This window comes from Streptomyces sp. NPDC046881 (assembly GCF_040645015.1).
Classification (GTDB): domain Bacteria; phylum Actinomycetota; class Actinomycetes; order Streptomycetales; family Streptomycetaceae; genus Streptomyces.
Map to the genome: position 1 here is coordinate 1 of NZ_JBEYXJ010000177.1, position 10328 is coordinate 10328.

The window sequence follows — 10328 nt, forward strand, 5'->3', positions numbered from 1 at the left end:
CCGCCCCCCCTCCCCCCCCACCCCCCCCCACCACCCGCCCCGGGGGGTCCCCGGCCCCCCCCCCCCCCCCACCCCCCCCCCCCCCCCCCCCCCCCGGCGGGGGGGCCCCCCCCCCCCCCCGCCGCCGAGGGGGTCGTGCGTCATCGCCGAAGCCACCTGCCCAACCTGTCCAGACGTGCCCGGTTCACGCTAGGTCGGGCCCCGGGGGCCGTCAAGGCGGGCCGGTGCGGCCGGTCAGCGGTCGAACTCCTCGTGGATCGGGGTCTTCGGCTCCTCCCGCAGGTGCTGGGCGAAGCCCGGCCTGCCGCCGCGCCGGGCCCGCTGCGCCCGTCGTGCGGCGGAGCGGCCGGAGTCCGGGTCCGCGCGGACCGAGCGGGCCACGTCCGCACGCCCGCCGTACTCCCCGACGGGCATGCCGCGCAGGGCCTCGACGACCTCCTCGGAGGCCCCCGCCTGCCGGGCGGCCGCGATCAGGCGGTCCTTGTCGGCCGGGTAGGTCACGTCCTTCAGCGCGCCCAGCACCTCGGGGACGCTCGGGTGTGCCGTGCTCATTCCACTTCCTTACGCGTCGTCCTCGGCGGCGTCGCCGTCCGCCTCCTCGTCGGCGGGGTCGGTGCCTTCCGCCTGGGGACGGGGTGGTGCGGGGCGGCTGCTGCTCCTCGGGGGCGGCCTCCTCCGGTTCGCCCTCGGCCTGGGAGGGGGTGTTCTCGGTCATCGGAGCCTCTCGGGTCGTCTCGCGCGCGTCGCGCGCCTCGTGTCCGATGCCCCGAGTACCCGTGCGTCCCGGGACCCACCACGGGGCGGAATTCCTGAATCCGCTTCCGCGGGAGGGGTACCTGACCAGTCCGGCGCAGCATGCGGCGCCGGCCCGATGATCCTGAACCAACTCACCGCCTGGAGGAGCCATGGCGGGTATCACCCCACCTGATCTGCAGAAAGCCCTGTCCGGCGCGGAGTACCCGGCCAGTTCCGATCAGCTTCGGAAGGTCGCCGAGAAGAACCACGCGCCCAAGGAGGTCACCGAGCGGATCTCCCACCTCGGGAAGAAGGAGTTCCAGAACCCCGCCGAGGTCAGCAAGGCCGTCTTCCGGAACGAGTGACGGCGACCGGACACGGGTGTGCGGCGGCCGGGCCTTCGGGCTTCGGTCGCCGCACCACGCAGGGACCCCCCGGCAGCCCTCCTGCCCGACGATTGGTGACATCCCTCACAGCCGAGTCGGCGACTAAGCGGGACCGATAGTAGATGCCACTCCGGTGACATATGAGATTTGTCCGTCTTGCCGTGGACGCGAGCCGCGCTCCGCGGTACGGCACACCCACCACCCGGCACCGGACCCCATCCTTCGGCACGAGCGCGTTTATGACGGCCCACCAGCTTTGCGCAAACATCGCGGTCGCGAAGTCGGCATCTCCCGGCACGTCTGACAAGGGGCGTGCGACTCTACTAAGCGAGATAGTAAAACGCCTCTTTGACGCCTGCTGTGCACCCATCCCGACAATGAGCGCTCGGCGATCACCGAGTGAGGTTGACGTATGGGCCAGCACCGCAAAACGAAGCACTACCGGCGAATAGTCATCGCTGTCGCCGCCGTCGGAGCCGTGGGCGTGCCGTCCGTCGCCCTGGCCTGCACCGAGTGGCCGTACGGCCCGGACGGCCAGGCGCAGACCGTCGCGACGACCGCACCCGCGGCGCAGTGGCAGTCCGCGCCGGGGCATTACCCGAGCAACGCCGAGGCCACCGGCGCGCCCCTGGCCACCGTGCCGCCCGCGCCCTCGGCCACGGCATCACCGACCGGCCGGCCGAGTGTCCGCGTGACCGTGCGTCCGCACGCGAAGCACGTGAAGAAGCACGCGAAGAAGCACGTGAAGCACGCGAAGAAGAAGGTCACGGTCCACAGGTCCTGGCAGACCACGGCACCCGGCACCCCCACGGCACCCGGCACCCCCACGGCGCCCGGCACCCCCCGGGCCACCGCTTCCGCGTCCGCGGCCCCCGCCGCGCCGAGCACCCCGAAGCCGTCGGCCACCGCGTCCGGGGTCACCGCCGAGATCCTGCGGCTGGTGAACGCCGAGCGGGGCAAGGCCGGTTGCCAGGCGCTGACCCTGAACCCGGTGCTGACCAAGGCCGCGCAGGCGCACAGCGCGGACATGGCGGCCCACCAGAACATGTCGCACACCGGATCCGACGGCTCCTCCCCCGGTGACCGCATCACGCGCGCCGGCTACTCCTGGAGCAGCTACGGCGAGAACGTCGCCTACGGGTACGGCACGGCCGAGCAGGTCATGGCGGGCTGGATGTCCAGCCCGGGCCACCGGGCCAACATCCTGAACTGCGGCTTCAAGGAGATCGGTGTCGGTCTCGCCCAGCCCGGCAGCTACTGGACCCAGGACTTCGGCACGGCCCGCTGAGCGGCGGCGGCCGGCGCCTCGGCCCGGCCGCCGGGACCCGCCGGTTCGGGCAGGGCGCGGAACAGCAGCCAGCTGAGCGCCGGCATCAGGACCAGCGGGGCCAGGGCGGTCCGCAGGGACGTCGCGTCGGCCACCCGGCCGATGAGCGGGCTCGCCAGTCCGCCGACGCTGACGGTCAGGCCGAGGGTGACGCCGCCGGCGGTGCCGACCCGGGTGGGCAGGTAGTCCTGGCCCAGGGTGACCTGGAGGGAGAAGGGCACGTACAGCCCGGCGGAGGTCAGGGCCACGCACAGGTACAGGGCGGGGCCCGGGACGAACACGACGCCGGCGACCGCCGCGACCGACAGCAGGTACGACCAGCGGCACACCGTCACCCGCTCCCAGCGCCCGGCGAGCCGGCCGCCGAGCACGGAACCGACCGCACCGCCCAGGTAGAGCACGAACAGCGCTGCCGTACCGGCCGCCGTACCGCCGCCCACGCGCTGCGCCGCGTACAGGGACAGGAAGCTGCTCAGGCCGGTGAAGACGACCGAGCGGCACACCACGGCCAGGGACAGCTTCAGGAAGGACGCCCGGTCGTCGGTGCCGGTTGCCGGAGCCGTGCCGGTGAGGTGCCGCCGCCGCTCCGGTGCGCGCAGCACGGTCAGGTTCAGGGCCGCGCCGACGAGCGCCGGCAGCACCAGCAGCGGGGTCCAGCGCAGCCCGCCGGTGCCCACGACGGCCGTGACCAGCAGCGGGGCCAGGGCGAAGCCGGCATTGCCGCCCAGCGAGAACCAGCCCATGGCGCTGTGGCTGCCCTCGCCGGCCAGCCGGGCGACCCGGGCGGACTCGGGATGGTAGGCGGCCACGCCGGCCCCGGACACCGCCACGCACAGCAGTGTCAGCGCGTACGAGTCGCCGGTGCCGCTCAGCGCGATGCCCAGGCCGGCCAGGAGCGTGCTGGCCGGCAGCAGCCAGGGCACGGGCCGGCGGTCGGTGAGCGCGCCGAACAGCGGTTGCGCCACCGAGGACAGCAGGGAGGCGGCCAGGACGACGCCCGAGGCGGCGGCGTAGCCGTAGGCGCGCTCGGCGACGAGGAACGGGATCAGGGACGCCACGGCTCCCTGGTAGACGTCGACGCAGGCGTGCCCGACGGACAGCAGGGTGATCGATGCTTTGCTTCGCACCCGGTCATGCTCCGGCCCCGCCGGGCTGTCGCGCTTTCGATAATCTGTCAGGTGATGACGGAGATCCGCCATGACCCGGTGGCCCCCACCCGCACCCAGTGGCTCGCGTCCGGCGCGGCGATAACCCCCCACCGGCACGACGACCACCAGATCGCCTACGCGGGCCGGGGCGTGCTGACCGTGACCACCGACGCGGGTTCCTGGGTCGCCCCGGCCACCCGTGCCCTGTGGGTGCCGGCCGGCACCGTGCACGCCCACCGGGCGCACGGCGCGCTCGAACTGCACCTGGTGGGACTGCCCGCGAGCGAGAACCCGCTCGGCCTGGCCACGCCGACCGTGCTCGCCGTCGGTCCGCTGCTGCGCGAACTGATCGTCGCCCACACCCGCGGCCCCCAGGACGGCAGCCCCGAACGGGCGCGGCTGCGCGCGGTGTTGCTGGACCAGCTGCGCGCCTCGCCCCAGCAGCCGCTGCACCTGCCGACGCCCGGCTCGCCGGTGCTGCGGGCGCTGTGCGACATCCTGCGCGCCGATCCCGCCGACGGCCGCACGCTGGCGGAGCTGGGCCGTCAGGTCGGGGCGAGCGACCGTACCCTGTCCCGGCTGTTCCGCCGGGACCTCGGGATGACGTTCCCGCAGTGGCGCACCCAGCTGCGGCTGCACCACGCGCTGGTCCTGCTGGCCGAGGGGACGCCGGTGACCACGGTGGCGCACCGCTGCGGCTGGTCCTCGGCCAGCGCGTTCATCGACGTCTTCCGCCGCGCCTTCGGGCACACGCCGGGCAGCGGCTCATAGCTTGGCGCCGAAGGCCTGGGTCCACCACGGGCCGCCGGAGCCGTCGTGGACGCCCACGCCGATGTTCTTGAACGAGCAGTTGAGGATGTTCGCGCGGTGGCCCGGGCTGTTCATCCAGGAGTCCATCACGGCCTGCGGGGTCTGCTGGCCCCTGGCGATGTTCTCGCCGTAGGTGGACCAGCGGTAGTCGGCCGCGGTGATGCGCTCGCCGGGGCCCGCGCCGTCCGGGTTGGTGTGGTCGAAGAAGTTGCGCGCTGCCATGTCGTCGGAGTGGCCCTGGGCGGCCTTGTCGAGTTGCGGGTCCTCGGTGACCGGGCCGCACCCGGCGGTCGCCCGCTCCTTGTTCACCAGCGCGACCACCTGCGCCACGGTGCCCGCGGGCGCCGGCTGGGCCTGCGGGGTCCGGGAGGCGGGCGGGGGCGTGGGCGCGGCCGGCGCGGCCTTCGGCGTGCTGGTCCTCCGCTGGGGCCGGGGGCTCTTGGAGGGGCTCGGCTTCCTGGTGTGCGACGGGGACGGCGACGCGGACGGCGAGGGCGACGCCGAGGTGGCGGCGGCGCTGGGCTCCGCGAGGTCCACGGCGGGAGCGCCGGCGGTCCGCACGGCGGTCGCCTCGCCGGTCCGCGGTCGTCCGGAGTCGGTGCCGAAGTACCAGAGGCCGCCGCCCGCCACACAGGCCGCCACGACGGCACCGCCGACCGCCCGGCGCCGTACCCGCCGCCGTCGCCGCGCCTCACCGCGGCCGGTCGCACGACGGCGGGAGGCGCGGAGCCCGACCGGGTCGCCGGAGCCGTGGTCCGCTCCGGCAGCCTCCCGATCGGAGACGACGGCACCCCGGTCGGCGCCGGGGGCGCCCGGCCCGGATCCGAAGGCTTGCCCGGCCGGTCCGCCGGTACCGGCGTCCGCGGCCGGGTGGGCGGCTTCGGCGTGGGCCGGCACGGGTGCGGCGGAACCGGTCGCGGTCATGCCGGTCACGGCGGACCGGGTCGTCGCGAGCAGCGCCGACGACACCGCGACCAGGGCCAGCCCGGCCAGCAGGCCCTCGGCGGGCAGCAGGCCGCTCCACAGGCCGCCGCAGCGCGCGCACTCGCGGGCGTGCCGGGCTATTCGCTTGCGCCACAGGGCGGAGGGCAGGCCGTCCCAGGCGGCCAGCACCCCCTGCAGCTCCGTGCAGGCGGGCCGGGTGTCGAGCGCCCGCACCACCACCCGGGCCGCCTCCAGCCGCGCCTTCATCCGCTGCACCCGTACCGCGGTGTGCTGCGGCGACACCCCGAGGGCCGCGGCGACCTCGGGCCGGGTCAGCTCGCCGGCGCACTCCAGCCACCACAGCGACAGCACCTCGCGGTCGTCCGGCTCCAGCCAGCGGGTGGCGCGCGCGGTCTCCTGGCGCTGGCCGGACAGCTGGAGGCGGACGATGGTCAGGTCCACGAAGTCGGCGCCGGGATCGGCGACGTCGGCGGTCTCCTCCACGGCGTCCGGGGCGAGCCGCCGGTCCTGCCAGTGGGCCCGGACCCGGTTCATGGCGATGGCCACGAGCCAGGAGCGGAAGCTCTCGGGGCTGCGCAGGTCGCCGAGCGAGCCGAGGGCCCGGAGCATGGTCTCCTGGACCACGTCGTCGACGTCGACGGAACCGTTCAGGGCGCGGCCCACGATGTTGTAGACCAGCGGCAGCCAGGCGCTGACCAAGGCGTCCTGGGCCGCCGGGTCCCCCGCTCGGGCGGCGGTCACCAGTGCCGCCGTGTCCACCGTGTGCTGTGTCCTCATCAGAACTTCCCTGTCCTCGACGCCGAACGATGCTGTCCGTTACCTGGGAGACCGCCGGGTGCGGTGCCGATAACAGTTCTTCGGAAAATCGTTCGACGGGAGACTCACAGCAGTGGGGCGGGGGCCGCAAGGAACAAGGTCACATCCCGGCGGATCCCGGCCGGTCCTCCTGACCCCGGCTCAGCTCGTTGGCGCGGTCCACCTCGGCCATGTGTTCCTCGGCCCAGTCCCGGACGGCGGCCAGGACGGTGTCGAGCGACCGGCCGAGCGGGGTGAGCCGGTAGTGCACGCCGGGCGGTACGGAGGGCTCCACCCGGCGGGCCACCAGTCCGTCCCGGACGAGGCTCCGCAGGGTCACGGACAGCATCTTGTGGGAGACGCCGGGCATCCGGCGCAGCAGCTCGGCGAAGCGCACCTCGTGCGGGTCCGCCTCCGCGAGCACCTTCACCGCCATCGACGTCCACTTCGTGCCGATCCGGTCCAGCAGCCGGCGTGTCGGGCACGCGGGGTCGAACAGGTCGCCGCGCACGGCGGGGTCGTCCTTGGCCTGGGAGGTCACCCGAAGCTCACCAACTCACGGGAAAGTGCGGTCTGGTGACGCGCAGACTAGTTACCTAGCGTTCCCTTGTCACCATCGGTTACCCAAGGGATCGCTCATGACCGTCCTCTCCGTCCCCGGCGTGCGGCTGCGCCGGGTCACCGTCAACGGCGTCGGGCTCAACGTCGCCACGGCCGGCCGCGGGCCGGCCGTCCTGCTGCTGCACGGCTTCCCGCACACCTGGCGGCTGTGGACCGAGGTCATCGGCCCGCTGGCCCGCCGTCACCGGGTGATCGCCCCGGACCTGCGGGGCTTCGGCGACAGCGACCGGCCGGCCGGCGGGTACGACGCCGGGACGCTCGCCGCCGACGCCGAGGCCCTGCTGGAGGCGCTCGACGCCGGCCCGGCCGCCGTGGTCGGCATCGACCTCGGCGCCCCGCCCGCGTTCCTGCTGGCCGTGCGGCGGCCCGGGCGGGTACGGCGGCTGGTGCTGATGGAGTCGCTGCTGGGCGACCTCCCGGGCGCCGAGGAGTTCCTGGCGGGCGGGCCGCCCTGGTGGTTCGGCTTCCACGCCGAACCCGGCCTCGCGGAGACCGTGCTCGCGGGACAGGAGGGCGCGTACGTCGGCTGGTTCCTGGAGCGCGGTACCCTCGGCCGGGGCGTACGGCCCGACGTGCGGGCGGAGTTCGTCCGCGCCTACCGCGGGAGCGAGGCGCTGCGGGCCGCGTTCGGGCCGTACCGGGCCCTGCCGGTCACCGTCCGCCAGATCCGGGAGGCGGTGGCCGGCGCCCGCCTCACCGTGCCCGCGCTCACGATCGGCGCCCACCCGGCCGGCCGCGCACTGGAACGCCAACTGCGCCCGTACGCCGACCGGTTGACCGGCCGGTTGATCCCGGACTGTGGCCACATCGTCCCGCTGGACCGCCCGGAGGCGCTGCTGGAGCTCCTGGAACCGTTCCTCGCCGGGGACCGGGACTGACCCCGCGTCCCCGGCGCGGAAGGGTCAGGCGGGCTTCACCTTCGACACCGCCGTCGCGGTGACCTTGTCGTCGCACTCGGCGAGCCAGCCGTCGTCCAGGGCGACCTGGTGCTTGCCCGCCTTCGGCAGGCCGATCACCATGGTCGGGAACACGGACGGGGTCGCGCCGGAGACGCAGTAACCGTCCGCCTCGCCCTGCACCTGGACGAAGGTCAGCTTCAGCCACGCCTTGCCGCCCGGTGCGAGGCGCACGGTGGACGCTTTGCCCTTGGGGGTCACCTTCAGCGGGACGGACCGCTGCGGCGAGCCGTTGCCCGCCCCGGCCACCGTCGGGTGCCCGCGCAGCACGCACGCCGCCGAGGAGACGTTCTTGAACTGGACGACCGCGGCCCCGGTGCCCGTGCCCCGCGGCCGGACGGCGGACTGGTACGCCGACACCTTCAGCGCCTTGGCCGCGCAGGCCGGCGTGGCACGGGAGGTGGTGTGGGCGACCAGGGAGACGTGGACGGGCGCGGCGGCCTCGGCCGACCCGGCAGTCGCCGCGGCCGCCACGGTGGCGGCGGGGGCCTTCGGCGCCGGGGCCGTACCCGTTGCCGTGCCGCTCGCCGGCTGGAAGGCCGTCAGCGACAGGGTGGCGCCGACGGCGGCCAGGGCCGCCACGGTGACGCGGCTGGTGTGTCGGTGGTGCATGGGATCCCCCGGTTGTCCGTGGTGTGTGGTCGGAGCGACCGGCAGGGCGCCGGTGCTCACCGGCTCAGAGGGGGTGCCGGGGCCCCGGGTTCCCCGGCCCGGCCGTTGTGACACGCCGGTGACAATCCAGGGCCGGAGGTGCACGGAAGGCCGCGCGGTGGCCACCGGGCGGCGTGGCGCGCCCGGGGCCGGCGTGGTCCGCGGCGAGGATGGCGTCCACGGCAAGGATGGCGCTCGGTACGGAGCCGACCGGGAGGCGGGTGTGCGGGTATGACGGTGAACCGTGTCGGCCTGGTCGTGCACGGCGGGCGCGCCGAGGCGGTGGCCGCCGCGCGGACCGTGCGCGCGTGGTGCGCCGAGCACGCGGTGGGGTGCCGGGACATCGACGTCTGGCAGGAGGGCGCCCGGCACAGCGCTCGCGAGGAGGTCGACAGCGCGGGCGACCCGGATCTCATCGTCACGCTGGGCGGCGACGGCACGTTCCTGCGCGGGGCCCGGCTGGCGGCGGAGAACGACGCCCTGGTGCTCGGCGTGGACCTCGGCCGGGTCGGCTTCCTCACGGAGGTGCCCGCCACGGAGGTGCGGGACGCGCTGGACGCCGTACGGGAGGAACGGATCGGTGTCGAACGCCGGATGCTGCTCACCCTGCGGGCGTCGTGCCGGCTGGAGGTGCCCCCGCACATGGAGGCCCTGCTGCGGTACGGCCGCGGGCCGATGCTGCCCCCGCCGCGGGTGCGCACGGAGTGCGAGGCGGGCGGCGACTGGGGGGTCGCCCTGAACGTCACCGCGCTGAACGACGTGGTCCTGGAGAAGCTGGCCCGGGACCGGCAGGTGTCGGTCGGGGTCTATCTGGCGGGCCGGCTGCTGGCCTACTACTCGGCCGACGCGCTGCTGGTGGCCACGCCCACGGGCTCGACGGCGTACAGCTTCGCCGCGGGCGGTCCGGTGGTCTCGCCCCGCGCGGAGGCCCTGGTGTTCACGCCGGTCGCCCCGCACATGGTGTTCAACCGCGCGGTGGTGGCCGCGCCGGACGAGCCCATCGCACTGCGCGTGCTGGAACGGTCGGGGCAGGCCGCGGTCAGCATCGACGGGCAGCTGCGCGGAGTGCTGAGCCCCGGCGACTGGATCGGCGTGTACGCCGCGCCGCGCCGGCTGAAGGCGGTACGGCTCGGCCCGACGGACTTCTACGGCCGGCTGCGCGAACGCATGCACCTCACCGACGCTCCGGCCGCGCTGGCCGACGGGGAGGCCCCTCCGCTGTGGCCGGTGACCACGCCGCCGCCGGGCGACCTCGCCCACCTGGCCCTGCCCCCGGCGCCCGGAGAGACTCCCCCGCTGCCCTGACACACCCGGATGGCCGTTCGGAGCACGGGGCGCTGCGACACGGTGCGTGTGCCGTGTGGTCGTATATTCCGTAGCGTAGGCGTGGGCAAGCCCCACCGGATTAAGGAGATTTTTGATGTCGACCGTCGAGCTGAACACCAACTTCGGCCGGATCGTGGTGGAACTCAACGACGCCGAGGCGCCGAAGACCGTCGAGAACTTCCTGTCGTACGTGCGCAGCGGCCACTACGACGGCACGATTTTCCACCGGGTAATTAACGGCTTTATGATCCAGGGCGGCGGTTTCACCCCGGACATGTCCCAGAAGCCCACCCAGGCGCCGATCCAGAATGAGGCCGACAACGGGCTGAAGAACAACAACTACACCCTGGCGATGGCGCGGACGAACGACCCGCACTCCGCGACGGCGCAGTTCTTCATCAACGTTTCGGACAACGCCTTCCTCAATTACTCGGCGAAGACCCCGACCGGCTGGGGCTACGCCGTGTTCGGCAAGGTCACCGAGGGCCAGGACGTCGTCGACTCCATCAAGGGCGTCAAGACGGGCAGCCGGGGCGGCCACCAGGACGTCCCGACGGAGCCCGTGGTCATCGAGTCCGCCAAGGTTCTCGGCTGACGCACACCGCCGGGGCGGCACCGGTCGACCGGG

11 protein-coding genes are annotated in these 10328 nt (G+C 74.3%); 6 read left to right on the forward strand and 5 right to left on the reverse strand.

Annotated elements, in window-relative coordinates:
- Nucleotides 1-234: 234 nt before the first annotated feature.
- Entirely contained in the window at nucleotides 235-552 is a 318-nt protein-coding gene (locus ABZ923_RS39695) for a DUF2795 domain-containing protein (protein ID WP_361482747.1), read from the reverse strand.
- 353 nt (nucleotides 553-905) lie between these two features.
- On the opposite strand from ABZ923_RS39695, the gene ABZ923_RS39700 reads away from it, so the two are divergent.
- Nucleotides 906-1100, forward strand: a complete 195-nt coding sequence (locus tag ABZ923_RS39700) for a DUF2795 domain-containing protein (protein ID WP_361482750.1) — start codon at nucleotides 906-908, stop codon at nucleotides 1098-1100.
- A 433-nt stretch (nucleotides 1101-1533) separates the two neighbouring features.
- Nucleotides 1534-2409, forward strand: a complete 876-nt coding sequence (locus ABZ923_RS39705; RefSeq protein ID WP_361482753.1) for a CAP domain-containing protein — start codon at nucleotides 1534-1536, stop codon at nucleotides 2407-2409.
- Here ABZ923_RS39705 and ABZ923_RS39710 read toward each other — a convergent pair.
- Nucleotides 2376-3575: an MFS transporter gene (locus tag ABZ923_RS39710; RefSeq protein ID WP_361482756.1), complete on the reverse strand. Its 1200-nt coding sequence runs from the start codon at nucleotides 3573-3575 to the stop codon at nucleotides 2376-2378. The two genes, ABZ923_RS39705 and ABZ923_RS39710, sit on opposite strands and share 34 nt — an antisense overlap.
- A 54-nt stretch (nucleotides 3576-3629) precedes the next feature.
- Here ABZ923_RS39710 and ABZ923_RS39715 point away from each other — a divergent pair, with 54 nt between their 5' ends.
- Nucleotides 3630-4367: a helix-turn-helix transcriptional regulator gene (locus ABZ923_RS39715; RefSeq protein ID WP_361482759.1), complete on the forward strand. Its 738-nt coding sequence runs from the start codon at nucleotides 3630-3632 to the stop codon at nucleotides 4365-4367.
- Here ABZ923_RS39715 and ABZ923_RS39720 read toward each other — a convergent pair.
- Nucleotides 4362-6128 (reverse strand): sigma-70 family RNA polymerase sigma factor, encoded by a 1767-nt coding sequence (locus ABZ923_RS39720; RefSeq protein ID WP_361482762.1) that lies wholly within the window; start codon nucleotides 6126-6128, stop codon nucleotides 4362-4364. The genes ABZ923_RS39715 and ABZ923_RS39720 overlap by 6 nt on opposite strands.
- Nucleotides 6129-6267: 139 nt before the next feature.
- Nucleotides 6268-6687: a helix-turn-helix domain-containing protein gene (locus tag ABZ923_RS39725; RefSeq protein WP_361482765.1), complete on the reverse strand. Its 420-nt coding sequence runs from the start codon at nucleotides 6685-6687 to the stop codon at nucleotides 6268-6270.
- A 97-nt stretch (nucleotides 6688-6784) separates the two neighbouring features.
- Here ABZ923_RS39725 and ABZ923_RS39730 point away from each other — a divergent pair, with 97 nt between their 5' ends.
- Nucleotides 6785-7645: an alpha/beta fold hydrolase gene (locus ABZ923_RS39730; protein ID WP_361482768.1), complete on the forward strand. Its 861-nt coding sequence runs from the start codon at nucleotides 6785-6787 to the stop codon at nucleotides 7643-7645.
- 24 nt (nucleotides 7646-7669) lie between these two features.
- Here the strand turns inward: ABZ923_RS39730 and ABZ923_RS39735 are convergent, their stop codons facing one another.
- The gene (locus ABZ923_RS39735; RefSeq protein ID WP_361482770.1) at nucleotides 7670-8335 is read right to left on the reverse strand and encodes a DUF4232 domain-containing protein; all 666 of its coding nucleotides are present in this window, start codon (nucleotides 8333-8335) and stop codon (nucleotides 7670-7672) included.
- Nucleotides 8336-8605: 270 nt separating this feature from the next.
- Here ABZ923_RS39735 and ABZ923_RS39740 point away from each other — a divergent pair, with 270 nt between their 5' ends.
- Together ABZ923_RS39740 and ABZ923_RS39745 are read left to right on the forward strand one after the other, a co-directional pair.
- Nucleotides 8606-9679, forward strand: a complete 1074-nt coding sequence (locus ABZ923_RS39740) for an NAD(+)/NADH kinase (RefSeq protein WP_361482772.1) — start codon at nucleotides 8606-8608, stop codon at nucleotides 9677-9679.
- A gap of 115 nt (nucleotides 9680-9794) precedes the next feature.
- The gene (locus tag ABZ923_RS39745) at nucleotides 9795-10295 is read left to right on the forward strand and encodes a peptidylprolyl isomerase (protein WP_361482774.1); all 501 of its coding nucleotides are present in this window, start codon (nucleotides 9795-9797) and stop codon (nucleotides 10293-10295) included.
- The last annotated feature ends 33 nt before the right edge of the window (nucleotides 10296-10328 follow it).

Coding starts and splice junctions, on each gene's coding strand:
- ABZ923_RS39695 (WP_361482747.1), bottom strand. CDS start 552: ATGAGCACGGCACACCCGAGCGTCCCCGAGGTGCTGGGCGCGCTGAAG.
- ABZ923_RS39700 (WP_361482750.1), top strand. CDS start 906: ATGGCGGGTATCACCCCACCTGATCTGCAGAAAGCCCTGTCCGGCGCG.
- ABZ923_RS39705 (WP_361482753.1), top strand. CDS start 1,534: ATGGGCCAGCACCGCAAAACGAAGCACTACCGGCGAATAGTCATCGCT.
- ABZ923_RS39715 (WP_361482759.1), top strand. CDS start 3,630: ATGACGGAGATCCGCCATGACCCGGTGGCCCCCACCCGCACCCAGTGG.
- ABZ923_RS39720 (WP_361482762.1), bottom strand. CDS start 6,128: ATGAGGACACAGCACACGGTGGACACGGCGGCACTGGTGACCGCCGCC.
- ABZ923_RS39730 (WP_361482768.1), top strand. CDS start 6,785: ATGACCGTCCTCTCCGTCCCCGGCGTGCGGCTGCGCCGGGTCACCGTC.
- ABZ923_RS39735 (WP_361482770.1), bottom strand. CDS start 8,335: ATGCACCACCGACACACCAGCCGCGTCACCGTGGCGGCCCTGGCCGCC.
- ABZ923_RS39740 (WP_361482772.1), top strand. CDS start 8,606: ATGACGGTGAACCGTGTCGGCCTGGTCGTGCACGGCGGGCGCGCCGAG.
- ABZ923_RS39745 (WP_361482774.1), top strand. CDS start 9,795: ATGTCGACCGTCGAGCTGAACACCAACTTCGGCCGGATCGTGGTGGAA.